Source organism: Pseudarthrobacter sp. MM222 (assembly GCF_947090775.1).
Lineage (GTDB): Bacteria > Actinomycetota > Actinomycetes > Actinomycetales > Micrococcaceae > Arthrobacter.
Genome location: NZ_OX352321.1, coordinates 2,977,334 through 2,997,753, shown reverse-complemented (window position 1 = coordinate 2,997,753; position 20,420 = coordinate 2,977,334). Strand labels below are relative to the sequence as shown.

The following is a 20,420-nucleotide window of genomic DNA, read 5'->3' as shown; positions in this document are numbered from 1 at the left end:
TAATGTCGATCGAGTTCTCGAAGAAGCTCACCGCGCACCAGACCGCCATTCCCGGCGTCGTCCTCTACGACCTTCCGGTCCACGGCGACAACCGGGGCTGGTTTAAGGAGAACTGGCAGCGCGAAAAGATGGGGGCCCTCGGCCTGCCGGACTTCCGCCCGGTGCAGAACAACATCTCCTTCAACGAAAAGGCCGGGACCACCCGCGGGATCCACGCCGAACCGTGGGACAAGTTCATTTCGGTCGCCACCGGACGGATTTTCGGCGCCTGGGTTGACCTGCGCGAGGGCCCCTCGTTCGGCGCGGTCTTCACGGCCGAGCTGGATCCCAGCCAGGCCATCTTCATCCCCCGGGGCGTGGGCAATGCCTTCCAGACCCTCGAGGACAACACCGCCTACACCTACCTGGTCAACGACCACTGGTCCGCCGACGCGCAGGGCCAGTACACCTTCCTGAACCTGGCGGACGAGACAGCGGCGATCGCCTGGCCGATCCCGCTGGAGCAGGCCGAACTGTCCGACAAGGACAAGGCGCACCCCCGCCTGGCGGACGTGGTGCCGATGCCCGGCAAGAAGATCCTCGTGGTCGGCGCGGACGGCCAGCTCGGCAAGGCCCTGCGGAAACTGTACGACGGCGACGCTTCCGTCGAGTTCGCCGGCCGGAGTGAGTTCGACCTCGCCAGCGAGGATTCCTTCGCCGCGCGGAACTGGAAGAACTACTCCACGGTCATCAACGCGGCCGCCTACACCGCCGTGGACGCGGCGGAGACGCCAGAGGGCCGCGCCGCCGCCTGGGCCGTCAACGTCACCGCCGTGGCACGGCTGGCCCGCACCGCCGTCGAACATGACCTGACGCTTGTCCACGTTTCCTCGGACTACGTCTTCGACGGTACCCGCAGCGTGCATCCGGAATCCGAACCCGTCGCGCCGCTGGGCGTCTACGGCCAGACCAAGGCGGCGGGCGACGCCGTCGTCAGCGTGGTTCCCCGGCACTATATCGTGCGCACCAGCTGGGTCATCGGGGAGGGCAACAACTTCGTCCGGACCATGGCCTCGCTTGCCGAGCGCGGGATCGAACCGTCCGTCGTCGACGACCAGGTGGGCCGCCTGACCTTCACGGCGGACATCGCGGCCGCCATCCGGCACCTGCTGGAGAGCGGCGCGGAGTACGGCGTCTACAACCTGAGCAACGACGGCGAACCGCAGTCCTGGGCGGATATTGCCGCGGACGTCTACGAGCTCTCGGGCAAGCCGCGCGCCGCGGTGACCGGCGTCAGCACCGAGGAGTACTTCAAGGGCAAGGACGTCTCGCCGCGCCCGCTGAACAGCGGCCTGGACCTGAGCAAGATCAAGGCCACCGGGTTCCCGGTTCCCAGTGCCGCCGAGCGGCTGAACGAGTACCTCGGCTCCTAGCGGCCGCGGTCCTCGAAGCAGGCCATGCAAAGAGTCCGGCCCACCGCTTGCGGTGGGCCGGACTTTCTGTCGAGCTTGGCTACCGGCGGAAGCGCGCCGGGAGCCGGGCGAACGTCCGGCCCGGGTAGAGGTAGCCGAAGAGCATGGCGGCTGCCACGATCATCACGCCGGCGTAGGCCAAGGTCAGGACCTCCCAGGTGAACGGCGGCTGCCAGCCGGGAACGGTGATCATGGTCTGCCAGTTGCCGGAATCCGGAATGCCCACAACGTAGCGGCGGAGAACGTAGAGGAAGCCGTAAACGTGGGCCACGATGGCCGCCACCAGCAGCAGGCGTGCCAGCGCCTCCGAGGACCGGCCCAGCGGGAAGCGCCGGAACCGGAAGCACATGCCGGCGGCGATGACCGCGATCATGAACAGCGGCATGCTGTAGCGGCCCTGCCAGATGAAGCCAACACTGGACACTAGCGCTGCCTGCATGACGGCGGGCACCAGGACCAGCATCGCAAGGGCGACCAGGAAGGCCATGCGGAGGCGCCAGTGCCGGATCAGGAAGACCATCAGAAGAGTGAGGATCAGGAGCAGGTTCCAGAACATGAAGACGGCCTGGGGGAGGGAGGATTCGAGCCAGCCCATCACGCCGATGTACTGGGCCACGTAGTCGAAGCTGCGGTCCAGCATGGTCAGGAAGGCGTTGTAGGGCCGGATTTCCCCCGTCGCGTTCGAGATGCCCAGCGGCGCCTCGCCGGCCGACGGCGGCGCGTTGAGCATGAGCACGTTCCAGACCAGGCCAAGGGCCACACCCACGGCGGCCAGGGCGATCGCGATGACCACCGCCTTGTGGCGGAACAGGGCAGTGAAGTCCTTCCAGCGGTAACAGAGGCCGGCGACGATGAAGGCGCACAGCAGCCAGACCAGGGAGACGCTGCGGGTATTGGCCAGTGCCGCGCAGGAAACGGCCACCGCGATCACAGCGGGCCGGACCACCCTGAGCTGCCCGGAATTCTCTAGCACCACGAGGAAGCCGCAGAATGCGGCCATGGTGGCCGCGACTTCCAGCGAATTGGGGTTGATGCCGCTGGAGAGGAAGAAGACCATGGGTGTCATGGCGATGGCGGCGGCGACGATCGGCCACTTGGGGTGCCGGAGCCGGCTCAGCGCGGTGAATCCTGCGGCGTAGAATGCCGCCGAGATCAGGGCGCTGAGGATCCGCATGGCGAAGATGGCCGGGGCCCCGGACATGAACAGGCTCGGGAAGCCCACGACCCAGTAGTACATGGGGTTGTACAGCCCGGCTGACGTTACGCCGATGGTCAGGTAGTTGTCATCGGCCGCGACGGGCGGTGCGCAGCCGGCGGGCTTGTCCCGGAGGAACGTAAAGCAGGTCTGGGCCTGCAGGTTGGCGATGTAGGAAGGCACTTGTACGTGCACCCCGTGGCCGAACGAGGTTCCGGGAGCGGGCAGGATCTGTCCCCTCGCCACTGCCGCGGCCTTCACGGTGTGGACGGGCTCGTCGGGGTAGGCCATGAGCGGCGTGGCGAGGGACCAAAGCACCGTGATGGCCGAGAGCAGGAGGAAGATCCGCCAGAAGATCCGTGCCGCAGAGCGGGTACGTTGCGTCTGGTCCGCGGGGGTTCCCGGAATGATGCTGCTCATGGGGGCCTTTCGTGCTTCCTGCCGCCGTCCGAAGACGGTCTGGCGGCTCATCGGGCTGCCGTGATTTCTGCGACACGGCTGCTGGCCCGCTCCAGGGCGTCCTTGCTGGGGGCGGAGACCCCCGCGAAGTAGCTGGAGTTTCCCTGCCCGCCGTCGCCGAGGACGAACTCGCCCCAGGAGCGGACCAGCCGGGCCAGTGGCTCGTTCTGGTATTCGCTGCAGAAGGCCTGGTACGTCACGGTGGTGAGGCCGTAGCCGGAGTCCGGACTGTCCGGTGTCCGGAAGATGATGCTGCCGCCCGGGCCGGTGCTAACGGTGCCGGCAGCGATGGACAGGCCCAGGGTGTCGTCGTTGAGCCGGACGAAGCCCTGGCCAAAGTCCAGCAGGGCCGTGTCGAAGCGGGTCCCGATGGCGGCCTTGTCCATGAACGCGATCGCGCCGGCGGTGTCGTCGACCTCGTTGCCGAGGTCGGTGTAACGGGGGACCTCTTCGCCGGCCGTGGACTCCGGCCAGGTTTTCCCGGCCGCGTCTTCCCAGCCGCCGCGCTGGAGGTACGCCGTGGTGGCGACCGTCAGCGCAGACTCTTCGGCGGCCCGGAGCGGGACGATCTCCGTGTCCGGCAGGTCGGCTTCGGGGTTGAGGCGTTCGATCTCGGCGTCGTCCCAGGAGGTGACGTCGCCGGCGTAGATGGCGGCGAGGACGTCGGGGGAGAGCTTGAGGTTCTTGACCGAGGGCAGGTTGAAGGCGACGCCGACCGGAACGACGGCGACGGGCACCGAGAAGGCCCCGTCCGGGCCGCAGGACTGCCGGGCGGCCTCGGCGTCGGCGGCGCTCAACGGCTCGTCAATCGGGGCGAAGTGCGCCTGTCCGGTCTGCAGGGCCTTGACGCCGACGCCGGCCCCGTCGGGTGAGAAGCTCAGGGAGGTCTCCGGAAAGTCCTTGACCCAGCCGTTGCGCCAGGCGGCGATGGCCGCGCTCTGGATCCCGGTCCCGACGGCCGTGATGGAGCCACGGATCTGGCTCCCGTTGGAGGCCGGGGAGCAGGCAACCAATAGTGCGGAGGCTGCGGTGAGCGCCGCCAGGGACCTGATGCCGCGGTGTTTCAATGAAAAAGCCTTTCGGTCGCGGCGTCCGCCCGACTCGGCGACGCCAGCACACGGCGGACCCGGATCCGCCACAGATAAGACTACTTTGGGATTGCCAAAGCACCTGCCTGCGACAAACCGGGTGCCATGAGTTTTCCACACAGCGCCCTGTGACCTTGTACAACGCGGGACGCTCCCCTAGCTTTAACCCAATTGCCCTGCCTCGGCGACAGGGTGGCAGTCCTATCGGGGGCCCACATGGAGGCTGTACGCATTGTTGAGGACGAAGTCCGCGAGCTCATTCGACGCCGCGGGCTGGACCCGCTGCGTCAGGCCGGGGAAGTCCGGCGCCTCGTGGAGGCGGCCGTCAGCGACTACGACGAGCGTGCACTGCTGGCGCCCTTGCCCCCGATCGGCCCGCTGGAACCCGCCCGGCGGTTCGTCTTCGACGCCGTGGCCGGCTTCGGCGCCTTGCAGCCGCTGCTGGACGATCCCGGAATCGAAGAAGTCTGGCTCAACTCACCGCATGAGGTCTATGTGGCCCGCAACGGCGAATCGGAGCTCACCTCCATCTCCCTGACGGACCAGCAGGTCCGGGACCTGGTGGAGCGGATGCTCAAGAGTTCAGGGCGGCGCCTTGACCTGTCCTCGCCCTTCGTCGATGCCGCCCTTCCCGATGGATCCCGGCTCCACGTCGTCATTCCGGACATCACCCGGCGGCACTGGGCCGTCAACATCCGCAAGTTCATCGTCAAAGCCAGCAGGCTCGAACACCTGGTGGAGCTCGGAACCCTCACGCCGCAGGCCGCACGGTTTCTCGGAGCCGCGGTGGCCAGCGGCCTGAACATCCTGGTGTCCGGTGCCACTCAGGCAGGCAAGACCACCATGCTGAACTGCCTCGCCGCCGGGATCGGCACCCGTGAGCGGGTCATCACTGTGGAGGAAATCTTCGAACTGCAGTTTCCGCTCCGCGACGTTGTGGGCCTGCAGTGCCGGCAACCGAACCTGGAAGGGGAAGGCGAGATTCCCCTGCGCCGGCTCGTCAAGGAGGCCCTGCGCATGCGGCCGGACCGGCTGGTGGTAGGCGAAGTCCGGGAGGCCGAGAGCCTCGACATGCTCATTGCCTTGAACTCAGGTCTTCCCGGGATGTGCACGATCCACGCCAATTCAGCCCACGATGCCGTAACGAAACTGTGTACGCTTCCGTTGCTGGCCGGTGAGAACATCTCCAGCGCCTTCGTCGTTCCCACCGTGGCATCGTGCATCGACCTGGTGGTGCATTGCAGCAGGCACGCCAACGGTCGCAGGCAGGTGACCGAGATCCTGGCTCTCGGACGCAGAGTCGAAAACGGCATCATTGAATCCTCCATGGTGTTTGCCATGGCCAACGGACAGCTCCAGCCCAAAGCCAATTCCATGCCCGCGGTGGAGAAATTCGCCGGGTCCGGGTACGACGTCGCCGCCTTGCTGGAGCCGCGCTGATGGCGCCGCTGTTGGGCGTGGTCGCTGGCGCCGGGCTCTTGTTGATCTGGTGGTCCGCATGGGAGCAGCCACCAGGAATACAGCGTGCGCCGCGCGTCCGCAGGCTGGAGGACCTCTTGCTGACGGCGGGCATCGAAAAAGTCACCGGGCCGGGTCTGGTGGCAAGCTGTCTCGGCGTCGGAGCATTTACTACCATCGTCTTCTTCGCGCTGACCCGGTCCTGGCCGATCTCGGGTTGCTTCGGCTTGTTCGGCGCCTGGTTGCCGCTTGCCGTCGTTCGCTGGCGCGCCCGGAAACGAACTGCCGTCCTACGTCAGCTCTGGCCGGACGTCGTGGACCATCTGAGATCCGCCATCCGGGCGGGCCTGTCGTTGCCCGAGGCCCTCATCCAGCTCGGAGACAACGGCCCGCTGGAGCTCCGGCCCGTATTCCGCGACTTCGGTTCCGATTACCGTGCGGGAGGCCAGTTCGATCCGTCGCTGACCAGGCTGAAGGATCGGCTGGCCGACCCTGTGGCCGACAGAATTGTCGAGGCACTCCGGCTGACCCGCGAAGTGGGCGGCTCAGACCTGGGCCGCCTGTTGGGAACGCTCGCCGAATTCCTGCGGGAGAGTGCCCGCACACGCAGCGAATTGGAGGCCCGGCAGTCCTGGACAGTCAATGCGGCACGCCTCGCGGTGGCCGCGCCGTGGATCGTGCTCGTGTTGTTGGCCAGCAGGCCGGAAGCCGTCGCGGCGTACAACACGCCAACCGGGGCCGGTGTCCTGCTGGGCGGTCTCGCGGTCTCCCTCATCTCCTACGCGGTCATGCTGCGAATCGGGGCCCTTCCGGAAGACGAGAGGGTGCTGCGATGAGCGGGCTCATGGCCAGCGCCGCGGCCTGCGGGCTGGTCCTGGGCGCCGGACTCTGGCTCCTCCTCGGAAGGCTGCCGTTTCTGCGCCCCACCACGTTCACCGAGCGCATCGGGCCGCAGCTGAAGTCGCACAACCTGGAATCGAGGCTCCTGCGGCCGGCCCCGCGCAATGTCACGCCATTCGGCCCTCTTGGGCGGATTCTGCGACCTGTGCTCCGCGACGCACTCGCCTCCTTGGGCAAGATCAACCCCGGGACCTCGGCCTTGACGCGCCGGCTGGCCCGCGCCGGGACCACCAAGCCGCCAATCGACTTTCGGGCGGAGCAGCTGTTGTGGGGCGCGGCCGGCTTTGTGGTGGCTGTCGGCGCCGTGGTGCTGGCCGGCGCTTCCGGGCGGTTCAGCCCCGCCGCTGCGGTCGTGGTCGTCCTGGGCGGCGCCGGATCCGGTTACCTGCTGAGGGACTACGTGCTGTCCGTGCAGATCAGGAGACGGGAATCCCGCATGATGGCGGAATTCCCCAGCATCGCCGAACTCATGGCGCTCGCCGTCAGCGCGGGTGAGAGCGCCACCGGCGCACTGGACCGGGTCTGCCGCAGCGCGCGGGGCGAGTTGTCGAAGGAATTCACCCGGGTTCTCGCGGAAACCAGAGCGGGAACGCCGCTGGTCGACGCCTTGCAGGAGTTCTCAGCCCGGACGGATCTGGGACAGCTGATCCGTTTCGTGGACGGAATGATCGTGGCAGTCGAACGCGGTACCCCGCTGGCCGATGTGCTGAGGGCGCAGGCGCAGGACGTCAGGGACACCGCTAAACGCGAGCTGATGGAATCGGCCGGTAAAAAGGAAATCGGGATGATGGTGCCGCTGGTTTTTGGCGTATTGCCGCTCACTGTCGTCTTTGCCGTGTTCCCTGGTCTGGCTGCCATCAGCCTCGGACTGTAGGAGGAAAATGGCACACCAACGCAGCAGCACGGACCAGACAACAGCACGGACCAGACAACAGCAGGAACAGGAGCACGGCCAGCACAAGCTCCGGCTCCACACTCAAAGGGGACACAGTGAAACTCATCGGTATCCGCACGGCGTTGACGATCTTTATCTTGGGCACGCTCCTTCGGCGGCCCCCGGCCCCCGCTGGACGAAAATACCGCGGCCCGGACCACCATGAGCGCGGGGACGTGCCGGGTTGGGTGATGATCACCCTGATGTCGGCAGTCCTCGTCGCAGCACTGCTTGCCCTCGCGGGGCCGGCGCTCGAGGGACTGTTCAACCAGGCGATGGACAAGGTCGGGCAGTAGCAAGTGGCGGCGCCCGGCGAACGCTGGGGATGCCCCCGGCGGGACAACGTCCGGAAAGCCGGGGAACGGGGCGCGGCCGTGGTGGACTTCGTCCTCGTCGGCGGCCTGCTGACGCTGTTCTTTCTGGCCATCATCCAGCTCACCCTGGTCCTGCACGTCCGGAACACCCTGATCGACGCAGCAGCCTCCGGTGCCAGATACGGCACTCTCGCGGACCGCAGCGCCGCTGATGCCCGCGCCCGGACGGCACAGCTGATCAGTGTTGCGCTCAACCCCGGCTTCGCCAACGAGGTGAGCACCACCGAGACCATCTACCAGGGCGTCCCCACGCTGGAGGTAACCGTCCGTGCCCCGCTGCCGGTGATCGGTCTGATCGGACCGCGCGCAAGCCTGGAGGTGAAGGGGCATGCCGCCATCCGGCCCTGACAACGGCTCCGAGGACAACCGCGCCGAGGACGACGGCGCGGAGCAGGGAAGCGCGGTAGTGGAATTCACCTTTCTGTCACTGCTTCTGATGGTCCCGCTCGTCTACTTCATCATCACCGTCGGACAGATCCAGGCAGGGTCCTTCGCCGTGGTCGGCGCTGCCGACCAGGCCGCCAAGGTCTTCGTTGCCCAGCCGGACGCCGCGAGCGGCCGGGCCGCAGCGGAGCAGGCCGTCCTGCTGGCGCTCGCGGACTACGGGTATGAGCCGGCCAACGCCAGGCTGGACACGAGCTGCCAGCCGGCGGACTGCACGGCCGCCGGTTCTGCCGTCACCGCCACCGTCCAGCTCACCGTGCCCCTACCGTTTGTTCCGTTCAGCGAAGCCCTGCATCTCAACGCGAGCCAGCTCACCGCCTCGGCCACCCAGCTGGTCGGGCGCTTCCGGTGAGCCGGCGCGCCCCCGCCAGCGACGACGGCCAGATGATGGTGCTCATCATCGGCTACATCCTGCTCGCCCTGCTCCTCGCCACTGTCGTGATGGCAGCTTCCAGCGTCTACCTCGAACACAAAAAGCTGCTTTCACTGGCCGACGGCGCTTCCGTGGCCGCGGCGGACAGCTTCACCCTGGGCCAGCTCGGCAGCTCCGCGGGAACGCCCACCGCGGTGCTTGACGGGGGAAGGGTCCGCAGCGCCGCCGTCGACTACCTGGAGCGCAACGGTGCCTTCGCGCGGTTCAGCGATCTCGCCGTCGCGCCCGGAACGGGAACCCCGGACGGTGCCACCGCCGTCGTGACCCTGAGCGTCGCCGTCCACCCGCCGGTGGTCAACTTCCTGGTCCCGGACGGCATCCGGGTGGAAGCCAGTTCGACGGCGCGCTCGCGGCTGAGCCGCTAGGTACCAGTCCCGGCCTGCCCGCTTGGGCCGCAGCCCCGGGGCGGGCCGGATTGCGCGGATAGCGTAGGGTTAAAAAACCATGGCTAACATCGATTTTCCCGCAGAAATCCGCGCGCTGCGCGCCACCTACGTCTCCATCGAAAACGTTTCGAATGTCGAGGCGCTGAAGGAAGACATCGCGGAGCTGAGCGAGCGCGCGGGCGAACCCAACCTCTGGGACGATCCCGCAGCCGCCCAGGTGATCACCTCCCGGCTCTCGCACCGCCAGTCCGAACTGGCGCGCCTGGATTCCCTGGTCTCCCGGATCGACGACCTTGAGGTCCTCGTGGAGCTGGGCCAGGACGAGGACGACGCCGCCTCCATGGGCGAGGCCGCCACGGAGCTGGAATCGATCCGGAAAGCCCTGAAGGACCTCGAAGTGGTCACCCTGCTCTCCGGCGAATTCGACGTCCGCGAAGCCGTGGTCACCATCCGCGCCGGCGCCGGCGGCGTGGACGCCGCCGACTTCGCCGAAATGCTGATGCGGATGTACCTGCGCTGGGCCGAACGCCACGGCTACCCGACCACCATCATGGACACCTCCTACGCCGAAGAGGCCGGGCTCAAGTCCGCCACCTTTGAGGTCAAGGCGCCCTACGCCTACGGCACCCTGAGCGTCGAGGCCGGTACCCACCGCCTGGTCCGGATCAGCCCCTTCGACAACCAGGGCCGCCGCCAGACCTCCTTCGCCGCCGTCGAGGTCATCCCGCTGATCGAGCAGACGGACTCGATCGACATCCCGGACAACGAGATCCGCGTCGATGTGTTCCGCTCCTCCGGCCCGGGCGGCCAGTCGGTCAACACCACCGACTCCGCGGTGCGCCTGACGCACATCCCCACCGGCACCGTCGTGTCCATGCAGAACGAGAAATCCCAGCTGCAGAACCGCGCGGCGGCCCTCCGGGTGCTGCAGTCCCGCCTGCTGCTGCTCAAGAAGGAGCAGGAGGACGCCGAGAAGAAGGCCTTCGCCGGAGACGTGAAGGCTTCCTGGGGGGACCAGATGCGCTCCTACGTGCTCAACCCGTACCAGATGGTCAAGGACCTCCGCACCGAACACGAGGTGGGCAACACCTCCGCCGTGTTCGACGGCGAGATCGACGACTTCATCGACGCCGGCATCCGCTGGCGGACCGACAACCGGAACGCCGAGAAGTAGCCCGACGCCGGCAGCGGCCGGCCGCCCAGCTGGGAGTGTCCCGGCAATCCCGCGACACGCCCCGATGCTCCGGCCCAACCGCACTTGCCCGTGCGTATAGTCAAGAAGCCGGAGCTCTCTGCCTCCCCACCGAAAGCCCGCGCACCGGCAGCAGGACTGGCCACGAGCCACGCCCCGCAGGGTACTTAGGGCCATGATCCGATTCGAAAATGTCACCAAGGTCTATGACCAGAAGGCGCGTCCCGCGCTGGATTCGATCAACCTTGAGATCGACCGTGGCGAATTCGCCTTCCTGGTCGGAGCTTCAGGCTCCGGCAAGTCGACCTTCCTCCGGCTGGTCCTGAAGGAGGACCGCGCCTCCTCCGGCGCCGTCTACGTCGCCGGCCAGAACGTGGCGAAGATTTCCAGCTGGCGCGTGCCCCGGCTCCGCCGCGGGATCGGCGTCGTGTTCCAGGACTTCCGGCTTCTGCCGCAGAAGACCGTGTTCGCCAACGTCGCCTTCGCCATGCAGGTCATCGGCAAGAGCCGCAGCGTCATCCGCGACACAGTGCCCGAGGTCCTGAAGACCGTCGGCCTGGAGGGCAAGGAGAACCGGCTGCCCCACGAACTCTCCGGCGGCGAGCAGCAGCGCGTGGCAATCGCGCGCGCCGTCGTCAACCGCCCCGGAATCCTGCTGGCCGATGAGCCCACCGGAAACCTCGACCCCACCACCTCGATGGGCATCATGGGAGTGCTGGACAAGATCAACCAGAACGGCACCACCGTGGTGATGGCCACGCACGACGACGACATCGTCAACGAGATGCGCAAGCGCGTCGTCGAGCTGAAGAACGGCGTCGTGATCCGTGACGAGGCCAGGGCCCTCTACACGTCGATGATCCCGATCGTGGGACAGTCCCGCCGGCTGCGGGACGCCAGCGGCCGGGAAGACCCGCAGCCGGTCACCGCCTCCGTCGCGTCCAGACGCAGCGGCGCCACGAACATCCCTGTCGTAGGGGAGGGCCAGCTGTGAGGCTTGCATTCATCCTCGGCGAGATCGGCAGCGGCCTGCGCCGCAACCTGTCCATGGTGGTTTCCGTCATCCTGGTGACCTTCGTGTCCCTGACCTTCGTCGGCGCCGCCGGCATGCTGCAGCTGCAGATCAACCAGATGAAGGGCTACTGGTACGACAAGGTCCAGGTGGCGATCTTCCTCTGCAGTGACGGCTCGACGGCGGCCGGCTGCGCCACGGGCCCGGTCACCCCGGAGCAGCAGGACAACCTGCGCGCCCTGCTGGAGTCGCCCGCGGTGGCCCCGTACGTCAACGACTTCCAGTTCGAGTCCAAGGACGACGCCTACAAGCACTTCAAGGAACAGTTCTCCAATTCCCCGATCGTCGATTCCGTGACGCCGGACCAGCTGCCGGCGTCTTTCAGGATCAACATGAAGGACCCGGAGAAGTACCAGATCATCAGCGAGACCTTCTCCTCGCAGGCCGGCGTGGAGACTGTGATCGACCAGCGCCAGCTGCTTGAACGGCTGTTCTCAGCGATGAACGCCGCGTCACTCGTGGCAGTCAGCATCGCCGGCGTGATGATCGTCTGCGCGATCCTGCTGATCGCCACTACCATTCGGCTGTCCGCGTTCAGCCGCCGCCGCGAAACGGGCATCATGCGGCTCGTCGGTGCGTCCAAGATGGTGATCCAGCTGCCGTTCATCCTCGAGGGTGTGATCGCGGCCGTCATTGGTGCCGCCCTGGCCTCGGCGACGCTCTGGGCCGTGGCGCAGTTCTTCCTCGGCGACTACCTGTCCCAGCAATATCCGGACACCGCCTTCATCTCACCCGGGCAGACCCTGATCCTGGCCCCGGCCCTGATCGGAACAGGTGTCCTCCTGGCAGGCATCTCCTCTCTGCTCACCCTCCGCCGTTACCTCAGGGTCTAGCGTGCGCAACGAAACGGAATCGCACATGACACCGAAGGATCGACTGGAGCGGCGGTCCCGCCAGGCCGGAGCCCGGCCGGCCGGAGCCCGCAGCCGCATGATCAGTGCCGCGCTGGCGCTGATCCTCGCGGCGAGCCTCGGCACGGCGGCACCGGTGGCCTTCGCCGATGAACTCGAAGACCAGCAGGCGGCCCTCCAGGAGGAAGCCGCCAAGGTCCAGCACTCCCTCGAATTCGTGGACGCCCGCATCGCCCAGGCCGCGGGCGACCTGGTCCTCTACCAAGGCCAGCTTCCCGGTGCCCAGCAGGCCCTGCTCGATGCGCAGGGCCGGGTGGCCGGCGCCGTCCGGGAAGTCGAGGCCCTCGCGGCGCGGGTGGACCTCGCGCAGCAGAACAAGGCCAAGATCACCCAGCAGCTGGAGACCGACAAGCAAAAGATCGCGGACACCAAGAAGCTGATCGGGCAGATCGCTACCCAGGCCTACAAGTCCGGCGGCGTACCGTCCAACCTCTCGCTGTTCTTCGGCTCCAACAACGGCAGCCTCACGGACACGATCGACCTCGCCGACCAGGCGATGCGCAGCCAAAATGCGGCGATGGACAAACTCAGCCAGCAAAGCGCCACGAACACAAACGCCCAGGCCCGCCTCGAGGCCGTGGAAGCCGAAATCCAGGACCTGAAGGCCAAAGCCGACGCCGCGCTGGCGCGGGAGCAGGCCGCCCGCGACGAAGCCGAAGCAAAGAAGGCTGCGGTGGACAAGCTCATCGCGGACACCACCCGGCTCGACGCCGAACTGCAGGCCGCAAAGCCGGGCATCCAGAGCCAACTGGCCCAGGTCAAGGCCCAGCAGGACGCCGTCGCCGCCGAAATCGTCGAGCGCGACCGGAAACTTCGCGAGGCCTGGGAAGCCGAGCAGCGGCGTATTGCCGAAGCCGCAGCGGCGGCAGCCCGCGCCAAGGGCCAGGCAGTCCAGCCGTACGTCGCACCCGCCCAGGGTCCGCCGTCGGCGTTCGGGCTGCGGAGTCCCTTCTCGGGGACCCGGATCACCTCCGGCTTCGGCTGGCGCGCCACGCCGCCAGGCACCGTCGACTTCTACGGCCAGGGCGGCTACATGCACACCGGCATCGACTTCGGCGCCGCCTGCGGCACCCCTGTCTACGCGCCGGCGGCCGGCACCGTCTTCTCGGCCGGCTGGGCCAACGACGGCGGCGGCAACAACGTGAAGATCTCGCACGGCGTCGTCCAGGGCAATTCACTGACCACGATTTTCTACCACAACTCCAGCGTGGTGGTCTCCCGCGGGCAGCAGGTCAGCCAAGGCCAGCTCATCGCCTATTCCGGCACCACCGGAAACTCCACCGGCTGCCACTCGCACTTTGAGACCTGGCTGAACGGCCGGGCCGTAGATCCGATGAACCTGCTCTGATCCGCCGCAAGCGAAGCCTCGCGGTTTGTACCGCGGCTCTGCCGTAAACTGGAGGAAAGCCGCGCCGGAGTGGTGGCGGACCCACTGGCCCTTGGCGCGCAGCCGGCCTCAACACGAACCAGGAGTTCTACCGTGCCTAAAGAAAGTGGCCGTAAGGTAGTGGCCACCAACCGCAAGGCCCGGCACGACTACCACATCCTCGACACCTATGAGGCCGGGATCGCCCTGATGGGGACGGAAGTGAAGTCCCTCCGCGAAGGCCACGCCTCCATGGTCGACGGCTTCTGCACCTTCTACAACGACGAGCTGTGGATGGAGGGCATCCACATCCCCGAGTACCACCAGGGGAGCTGGACCAACCATGCCGCCCGGCGGCGTCGGAAGCTTCTGCTGCACCGCGACGAGCTGACCAAGATCTCGCACAAGATCCGCGAATCGGGCTTCACGATCGTTCCGCTCCAGCTGTACTTCCTGGACGGGCGCGCGAAGGTCGAAATCGGCGTCGCCCGCGGCAAGAAGGAATACGACAAGCGCCAGACGCTGCGCGAGCAGCAGGACAAACGCGAGGCCCTCCGCGTGATGCGCGAACGGAACCGCCGCTAGCGGGAATGATTCTGCGGCAGCGTGCGTTATGCTTGGTAGTCCGGGAAGGAACCGACGGGAATCCGCAAGGAGACTCCGAGGGGCTTGACCGGTTTGATAAAAAAATACGGGGATGATCGGTTTCGACGATGTTAGTCGCGACAGGTGAAGCGGGCCGAGGATGCAGAATTATCTCGTAAACGCTGTCTGCAAACCAATAAGTGCCGAATCAAAACGCACTGACTTCGCTCTCGCTGCCTAAGCAGTAAGACAGTCCGTCAGCCCGAGGTTGCTATTGCCCCGGATCCTGGCGTCATTTAGATAGCCACTGCTGTTTACCCCCGTCATCGGGGTGAACGGGACTCTTAGATGACTGGGCCCGGATCAGCCAGCTGTTTGCAGCGTGGCTGGGGCCGAGAAACTCCAACGCAAACTGCGCCCGGAGAAGCCCTGACAACACGACATCGGACGGGGGTTCAATTCCCCCCATCTCCACATGGGATCGCCGGCAACGGTGCTCCACCCCGTATGAGCCCGCAAGGGCTCGAACCAGAAAGGCCGGAAGCTTCTGCTTCCGGCCTTTCTGGTTTTTTGCGGCGTCTTCGTCCGGCGCTTTCGCAGTGGGCCGTCGTTGACCGGCCCGCTGGATCAGCGCTTCTTGATGTGCGCCACCGGGTCGGCGTGGGTGTCCGCGATGTTCTTGGACTTCTTGTCGGCCCGTTTTTCCTTGATCGTCTTGACCGGCTTCTTGGCCTGGTTCTGGTGTGGAGTTTTGTCAGGCATTGCGCCCTCCTAAGGCGGAGGGGCCGGGGTGGCCCCGTGCTCTTAAGTTACGCCTCAGGCACCGCGACGTCCACGATGCCCACGAAGCGGCTGCCCACGCCCTCGTACTCGCTGCGGACCAGCCCCGCGGCCACGCCGGGGACCTCGTAGGGGGCGTGATGGGCACAGCAGACGTAGGTGAATTCCGGCCACCACTTCTTCGGCCGGGCCGCCTCGGAGAACCCGCAGACAGCGCAGGTCAGCTGGACCCAGACCGGGCGTTTGCCCGTCCGGTTGGCTTTCGACTGCACCAGCCACTGCGGCGGGTGGTCCAGGAGTTCGCCGAGTTCGGCGTCGGAAAGGCGGGAAGGAATGCCGTGACGGTGCGCCATTTCCAGCGGAATATCGAGGATCTGGGCTGCTTCACGTCGGGTAACCATCCTTCAACTTTACGGGACTCGGGAACCCCGGCGCCCCGATGTTAGCGCGGTCACAGCGCGAGGCCGAGCGCGGCGGCCGCGAGTCCGGCCAACAGATTGACGGCGACATTGAGCCCGGCGGCGCGGTAGCGGGCCTCGCTGACCAGCCGCACCGTAGCGGTGGTCCAGGAACTGAACGTGGTCAGCCCACCCGCAAGGCCGGCGCTGAGCGCGGTGTGCCATTCCGGTGCCAGGCCCAGCAGGTCGGTCAGGCCGAGGGAGACGCCGATGAGAAAGGAGCCCACGATGTTCACCGTCAGGGTGGCCCAGGGCCAGTGCGGCCGCGGCCCGGGGCGGTGCGCAAACCAGGAGTCGACGGCGAACCGCAGCAGGGCGCCGGCCACCCCGAAGACGCCGACCAGCACCGCGGTGATCATTCAGGCACCGGCTTTGAGGTTGGCCAGCGCTTTGCCGGTCTTCCAGCCGGCGGCGGCGGCCCCAAGTCCCAGCACCAGCGAGAGCCCAAGATACGCGAGCCAGGTGCCGTGCAGCCCGCCCCGGAACTGCTGGTCCACCGAGAAGACCACCGCGGAGAACGTGGTGAAGGAACCCAGAAGCCCGGGTCCCAGACCGGCGCGGAGCCAGAAGGCCGTCCGGGGCCGCGCGATCCAGAGAGTGGTGAGGGTGGCGAGGACAAAGCTTCCGACGACGTTGATTCCCAGGGTGGTCCAGGGCACCGAGCCTGCCGTCTCAGGGAACGCGAGGCCCGCACCGTAGCGCAGTTCCGTTCCCAGCAGCCCGCCCGCCGCGACGGCAGCCCAGGCCCGCCAGTCCGGCAGGCGGGGGCGGTTTTCAGTCCTGGCCCCGCCCGGTGCGCCAAGCATTCAGCGCGCTTCGACGCTGCAGCCAGCGTGGGCAACCTCGCTGTGGACCCAGAGGGCCGAGGCAACCTCTTCGGCGAGGTCAACCTCGCGCCCGCCCGGACCGGGCCCGATCCGGACAACCAGGGCGCCGCCGAAGGGCCGTCGGCCGATGACCTCAATTGCCGCGTCCAGGTCGATTTCCTCGGCGGCAAGGTAGCGCAGGAGCTCCGGGTTCTCGTCGCTGATCCGGGTGATCCGGCCGGTGTGGCCGTCGTCGAGCTCATTCATCCGGTAGGCCGTGGGCATCAACACGGAGCCGTCAGCGGCGGGGATCGGGTCGCCGTGCGGGTCCCGGACCGGGTTGCCCAGTTTGGCGGCCATCCGCTCGATAAAGGTGTCCGAGACCGCGTGCTCCAGGAGTTCGGCCTCATCGTGGACCTCGTCCCAGCGGTAGCCGAGTTCCTGGACGAGGAAGGTCTCGATCAGCCGGTGACGGCGGACCATCAACAGGGCCAGCCGGACGCCGTCGGCCGTGAGCGTGATTGCGCTGTAGGGCTGGTGGTCCACCAGGCCCTGGTCCTTGAGCTTGCGGACCATCTCGGATACCGAGGAATTGGCGACCCCGAGCCGTTGTGCCAGCTGCGAGGAGGTGATGGGCTTGTCCTGCCACTCCGTGAAGGAGTAGATGACCTTGACGTAGTCCTCAATGGAGGAGGATGGCGGACTGGTCTTCACAGCCACAAGCCTACCGTCCGGCAGCCCGGGATCAGGCCCGGACGGCCCGCCAAGTCTGGGTCAGGTAGGGGAGCGGGAGCACCTCGTCGGGGGCGTGCCCCAGATGATCGTGCAGGTACCAGCCGAGGTTGGCCAGCACCTTGGCTCGCGTCGCCTCGCCGGCGGCGAGGTAGTAGCTCCGGGACTTTGCCAGTTCCAGGATGTCGGCAGGGGTCACCGGATCTTCCCAGCGCGTCAAATGGCTTTCGAGGCTGGTGAATTCCGGCCCCAGAGGCGGCTTGAAGTGGGGCTTGTGAACGTCGCCGGCATGCATGATCCGGGAGAGCCGGTGAACCCACGGCACGGAGGTGTCCAGCTGGTTCCAGATCAGCCCCAGGACGCCGTGCGGGCGAAGGATCCGGGCCGCCTCGGTGCTGGCCCGGAGCGGATCGCACCAGTGCCAGGCCTGCGCGACGGTCACCAGGTCGAACGCTGCCGCGTCCAGCCCGGTGTCTTCGGCGGTGCCTTCAATGGTGGCCACCCCCGGCAGCGTCTGCCGGAGCTGGTCCAGCATGTCGGCGGAAGGGTCGACGGCGACCGTGTGCAGACCGCGTTCGACCAGGAGGGCGGTGAACTTCCCGGTCCCCGCCCCGATGTCCGCTGCGTCGCCGGCGCCGGCGGGAATCAGCCAGTCGGCCGACTCGCCGGGATAGCCCGGCCGGACGCGCTCGTAGTGGGCGCCGCCGTCCTGGAAACTCTGCCCGAGCTCCTGCCGCCGTACGTGGTGCAGTTTGGGTCCGCCGTGCAGTTTGGGAGCATTCCCCAGTTTGGGGACACCGTGCAGTTTGGGAACACCGTGCAGTTTCACCTTTTGAATTTACCGCATGCGGACCTGCCCGCGTTTCCTGCCTTAGTCCACCACGGCGCACGGCGCGGCGCCGGCGGTACCCGGGGTGTTCGGTGCCCAGTGCGGGTAGCTGCGGGTGTCATTTGACGGGACCCAGCGCCCGGCGTCGACGACGTAGTCCCAGCCGAGGCCGGTCTGCCGCAGTTCCTGGATTCCGGCCAGGAGCCGTTGCGCGTCCTCGAGCCGCGAGCCGAGGCCGAAGCTGGCCCGCAGGGAACCGGAGGGCAGGCCCAGCCGCTTGAGCAGCGGGTGGGCGCAGAACCGGCCGTCGCGCAGGCCGATGCCGTGTTCGGCGGACAGGTACGCGGCCACCAGGCCGGCGTCGTAGCCTTCCACGGAGAAGTTGACGACGCCGATCGTGCCGGCGCCCTGGCCGCGGTCTTGAGCGTCGGTGTCCGCGAAGATCTGGTGCACGGTCACGCCGTCGATCCGCCGAAGGCCCTCGACGAGGAAGGAACGGATCGCGTTCTCGTGGGCGTGCCACTGGCTCTGGTCCAGGGCCGCGATCACCTGGGTGGCCCTGGCCAGGGTGGCGGCGCCCAGCACGTTGGGCGAGCCGCCCTCGTGCCGTGCCGGGCCGGTGGTCCAGCTGACGGTGTCGAGCCGTGCGTCGCTGACCGCACCGCCGCCGGCCAGGTGCGGGGTGCCGGCGTCCAGCCAGTCGGCCCGGCCCACCAGCACGCCGGCGCCGAACGGCGCGTAGAGCTTGTGGCCGGAAAAGGCGAGGTAGTCGACGCCGTCCGCGGAGATGTCAATGCGCCGGTGCGGGGCAAGCTGGGCGGCGTCCACGACGATCCGGGCGCCGTACTCGTGGGCCAGTGCGGCCAAGGCGCGGACCGGCAGGATCTCGCCGGTGACGTTGGAGGCGCCGGTCACGGCTAGCAGGCTGATGCCGCCGTCGGCCAGCTGCCCGCGCAGTTTCTCAAGGGTTTCCGCTATGGTCGGGGCGGCCACAACGCTGCGGTGCGGCACGGTCTGCCATGGCAGCAGGTTGGCGTGGTGTTCGATGTCGAGGTAAAGGACCTCGCCGGTGTGCCGGCCGTTTTCGATCGGCAGGCAGCCGGCCAGCAGGTTCAGCGAGTCGGTGGTGTTGCGGGTGAAGATCACAGAGTCATCCGCGCGGCCGCCGACAAACTCACGGACGATGTTGCGGGAGTTCTCGTAGACCGAGGTGCTGATCTGTGAGGCGTAGCCGGCGCCGCGGTGGACGCTGGCGTAGAACGGAAGGATCTCGTTCAGGTAGGCCGACACCACGGACAGGGCCGGGGCCGAGGCACCGTAGTCCAGGTTGGCGTAGCGGACGTGGCCGCCCTGGATCAACGGTGCCTGGATCTCCGCTCCGGTGACCGCGGCGAGCGGCCGGCCGGCAAGGGCGAAGCTGTCGGTCACGGCCGTCCCGGACGGAGAGGTGAAATTGGGGGTGGTGGGAAAAGTTGCAGTCGTCATGGGACCTCGCTCGAGAAAGGACCCCGTGCACCGGGGGTCCGCGCTTGCCGGGTCCATTCCGGACCGGCCAGGTCGTCACCCGGGGCACCCCACCGCGAATGGAGGGTTGCCGGCCAGCAAACCGGGGTTTAGCGCTGGCACTCGTGACCTGCTTCGAGCGTAAGACATCCCTGCTGCCGGGGAAAAGACGGGCAGGAATGTGAAGCGTTTTGTTACGGCCCGATTCGGCCTCCCGCTACAGCAGGTCGTCGAGGCCCGGATTGAGGCGCTTGAGGACCTCCGAGTGAAGGATGGAGTTGGTCGCCAGCGCGTTGCCGCCGAACGGCCCGTCCTCGCCCTCCAGGGAAGTGAAGCGGCCGCCGGCTTCCGTGACGATCGGCACCAGGGCTGCCATGTCGTACAAATTCAGTTCGGGCTCGCAGGCGATGTCGACGGCGCCCTCGGCCACCAGGCAGTACGACCAGAAGTCGCCGTAGGCGCGCGTGCGCCAGACTTCCTCGGTCAGGCCGATGAACTCGTCGAGGTTTCCGCGTTCCTTCCAGCCGCCCAGGCTCGAGTAGGACAGGGAGGCGTCGGAGAGCTCGGAAATGTTGGACACTTTCAGCCGGGTCGCGGAGGCGAGCGAGCGGCCGGTGTAGGCGCCGGCGCCCTTGGCCGCCCACCAGCGCTTGCCCAGTGCCGGGGCGCTAACGACGCCGACGACCGGCTCGCCCTCGTCCACGAGGGCGATCAGGGTGGCCCAGACGGGGACGCCCCGGACGAAGTTCTTGGTCCCGTCGATCGGGTCGATGATCCAGCGCCGGGAGCCGTGGCCGGAGCTGCCGAATTCCTCGCCCAGGACGGCGTCGCGCGGCCGGGAGCGGGACAGCTGGCCGCGGATGGCTTCCTCGGCGGACTTGTCGGCGTCGGTGACCGGAGTCAGGTCGGGCTTCGTTTCGATCCGAAGGTCGAGCGCCTTGAAGCGGCTCATGGTCTGGGAATCTACGGAATCTGCCAGTACATGGGCAAGGCGCAGGTCATCGTTATAGCTCGAAGCGGGTTGACTCATGGTTCCAAACTACCGCCAAAGCTGCCGCCCCGCC

The 20,420-nt window shown here is 67.3% G+C and carries 23 protein-coding genes, 1 other RNA gene and 1 riboswitch; of the genes, 14 read left to right on the top strand and 10 right to left on the bottom strand.

Annotation, left to right across the window (positions count from 1 at the left end):
- The first annotated feature begins 2 nt into the window (after positions 1-2).
- Positions 3-1,412: a bifunctional dTDP-4-dehydrorhamnose 3,5-epimerase family protein/NAD(P)-dependent oxidoreductase gene (locus OM977_RS13675; protein WP_264354473.1), complete on the top strand. Its 1,410-nt coding sequence runs from the start codon at positions 3-5 to the stop codon at positions 1,410-1,412.
- Between the two features lie 79 nt (positions 1,413-1,491).
- Here OM977_RS13675 and OM977_RS13670 read toward each other — a convergent pair whose 3' ends face one another.
- Positions 1,492-3,066 carry a DUF2142 domain-containing protein gene (locus OM977_RS13670; RefSeq protein ID WP_264354472.1) on the bottom strand — a complete coding sequence of 525 codons (1,575 nt, stop codon included), beginning with the start codon at positions 3,064-3,066 and terminating at the stop codon, positions 1,492-1,494.
- Positions 3,067-3,113: 47 nt separating this feature from the next.
- Positions 3,114-4,172 (bottom strand): substrate-binding domain-containing protein, encoded by a 1,059-nt coding sequence (locus OM977_RS13665; RefSeq protein ID WP_264354471.1) that lies wholly within the window; start codon positions 4,170-4,172, stop codon positions 3,114-3,116.
- A gap of 237 nt (positions 4,173-4,409) precedes the next feature.
- Here OM977_RS13665 and OM977_RS13660 point away from each other — a divergent pair, with 237 nt between their 5' ends.
- The 13 genes from OM977_RS13660 to ssrA all read left to right on the top strand — a co-directional run bounded on the left by OM977_RS13660 (position 4,410) and on the right by ssrA (position 14,725).
- Positions 4,410-5,633: a CpaF family protein gene (locus OM977_RS13660; RefSeq protein WP_264354470.1), complete on the top strand. Its 1,224-nt coding sequence runs from the start codon at positions 4,410-4,412 to the stop codon at positions 5,631-5,633.
- Positions 5,633-6,487: a type II secretion system F family protein gene (locus OM977_RS13655; RefSeq protein ID WP_264354469.1), complete on the top strand. Its 855-nt coding sequence runs from the start codon at positions 5,633-5,635 to the stop codon at positions 6,485-6,487. The genes OM977_RS13660 and OM977_RS13655 overlap by 1 nt, the downstream gene beginning before the upstream one ends.
- Positions 6,484-7,425: a type II secretion system F family protein gene (locus OM977_RS13650; protein ID WP_264354468.1), complete on the top strand. Its 942-nt coding sequence runs from the start codon at positions 6,484-6,486 to the stop codon at positions 7,423-7,425. The genes OM977_RS13655 and OM977_RS13650 overlap by 4 nt, the downstream gene beginning before the upstream one ends.
- A 158-nt stretch (positions 7,426-7,583) precedes the next feature.
- Positions 7,584-7,781, top strand: a complete 198-nt coding sequence (locus tag OM977_RS13645) for a hypothetical protein (RefSeq protein ID WP_264357424.1) — start codon at positions 7,584-7,586, stop codon at positions 7,779-7,781.
- 3 nt (positions 7,782-7,784) lie between these two features.
- The gene (locus OM977_RS13640) at positions 7,785-8,207 is read left to right on the top strand and encodes a TadE family protein (protein WP_264354467.1); all 423 of its coding nucleotides are present in this window, start codon (positions 7,785-7,787) and stop codon (positions 8,205-8,207) included.
- Complete coding sequence (locus OM977_RS13635) at positions 8,188-8,655, top strand: hypothetical protein (RefSeq protein ID WP_264354466.1); 468 nt, start codon at positions 8,188-8,190, stop codon at positions 8,653-8,655. Before OM977_RS13640 ends, OM977_RS13635 begins: the two co-directional genes overlap by 20 nt.
- Positions 8,652-9,101, top strand: a complete 450-nt coding sequence (locus OM977_RS13630; protein ID WP_333473977.1) for a pilus assembly protein TadG-related protein — start codon at positions 8,652-8,654, stop codon at positions 9,099-9,101. Before OM977_RS13635 ends, OM977_RS13630 begins: the two co-directional genes overlap by 4 nt.
- 79 nt (positions 9,102-9,180) lie before the next feature.
- A complete protein-coding gene (gene prfB / locus OM977_RS13625) occupies positions 9,181-10,296 on the top strand; it encodes a peptide chain release factor 2 (protein ID WP_264354465.1) in 1,116 nt (371 codons plus the stop codon).
- A 193-nt stretch (positions 10,297-10,489) separates the two neighbouring features.
- Complete coding sequence (gene ftsE / locus OM977_RS13620) at positions 10,490-11,308, top strand: cell division ATP-binding protein FtsE (RefSeq protein WP_264354464.1); 819 nt, start codon at positions 10,490-10,492, stop codon at positions 11,306-11,308.
- The gene (gene ftsX / locus OM977_RS13615; RefSeq protein ID WP_264354463.1) at positions 11,305-12,219 is read left to right on the top strand and encodes a permease-like cell division protein FtsX; all 915 of its coding nucleotides are present in this window, start codon (positions 11,305-11,307) and stop codon (positions 12,217-12,219) included. The genes ftsE and ftsX overlap by 4 nt, the downstream gene beginning before the upstream one ends.
- A gap of 97 nt (positions 12,220-12,316) precedes the next feature.
- Positions 12,317-13,645, top strand: coding sequence for a peptidoglycan DD-metalloendopeptidase family protein (locus OM977_RS13610; RefSeq protein WP_264357422.1), 1,329 nt, complete (start codon positions 12,317-12,319; stop codon positions 13,643-13,645).
- Positions 13,646-13,777: 132 nt separating this feature from the next.
- Positions 13,778-14,248: an SsrA-binding protein SmpB gene (gene smpB / locus OM977_RS13605; protein ID WP_024367797.1), complete on the top strand. Its 471-nt coding sequence runs from the start codon at positions 13,778-13,780 to the stop codon at positions 14,246-14,248.
- Between the two features lie 108 nt (positions 14,249-14,356).
- Positions 14,357-14,725, top strand: a transfer-messenger RNA (tmRNA) gene (gene ssrA, locus OM977_RS13600).
- Between the two features lie 150 nt (positions 14,726-14,875).
- Here the strand turns inward: ssrA and OM977_RS13595 are convergent.
- The 8 genes from OM977_RS13595 to hisN form a co-directional block, all read right to left on the bottom strand.
- Positions 14,876-15,010, bottom strand: coding sequence for a hypothetical protein (locus OM977_RS13595; RefSeq protein WP_264354462.1), 135 nt, complete (start codon positions 15,008-15,010; stop codon positions 14,876-14,878).
- Positions 15,011-15,057: 47 nt separating this feature from the next.
- Positions 15,058-15,429 (bottom strand): hypothetical protein, encoded by a 372-nt coding sequence (locus OM977_RS13590; RefSeq protein ID WP_264354461.1) that lies wholly within the window; start codon positions 15,427-15,429, stop codon positions 15,058-15,060.
- A gap of 50 nt (positions 15,430-15,479) precedes the next feature.
- Positions 15,480-15,845 (bottom strand): fluoride efflux transporter FluC, encoded by a 366-nt coding sequence (locus OM977_RS13585; RefSeq protein WP_264354460.1) that lies wholly within the window; start codon positions 15,843-15,845, stop codon positions 15,480-15,482.
- Positions 15,846-16,292, bottom strand: coding sequence for a fluoride efflux transporter FluC (locus OM977_RS13580; RefSeq protein ID WP_264354459.1), 447 nt, complete (start codon positions 16,290-16,292; stop codon positions 15,846-15,848). It abuts the gene before it with no gap.
- Positions 16,293-17,006: a metal-dependent transcriptional regulator gene (locus OM977_RS13575; RefSeq protein ID WP_264354458.1), complete on the bottom strand. Its 714-nt coding sequence runs from the start codon at positions 17,004-17,006 to the stop codon at positions 16,293-16,295. It lies immediately after the preceding gene.
- Positions 17,007-17,037: 31 nt separating this feature from the next.
- Positions 17,038-17,811, bottom strand: a complete 774-nt coding sequence (locus OM977_RS13570; protein ID WP_442960732.1) for a class I SAM-dependent methyltransferase — start codon at positions 17,809-17,811, stop codon at positions 17,038-17,040.
- 84 nt (positions 17,812-17,895) lie between these two features.
- The gene (locus tag OM977_RS13565) at positions 17,896-19,338 is read right to left on the bottom strand and encodes an aminotransferase class V-fold PLP-dependent enzyme (RefSeq protein ID WP_264354457.1); all 1,443 of its coding nucleotides are present in this window, start codon (positions 19,336-19,338) and stop codon (positions 17,896-17,898) included.
- A 35-nt stretch (positions 19,339-19,373) separates the two neighbouring features.
- A riboswitch (SAM riboswitch) is annotated at positions 19,374-19,487 on the bottom strand.
- 86 nt (positions 19,488-19,573) lie between these two features.
- A complete protein-coding gene (hisN, locus tag OM977_RS13560; protein ID WP_264354456.1) occupies positions 19,574-20,386 on the bottom strand; it encodes a histidinol-phosphatase in 813 nt (270 codons plus the stop codon).
- Positions 20,387-20,420: the final 34 nt, after the last annotated feature.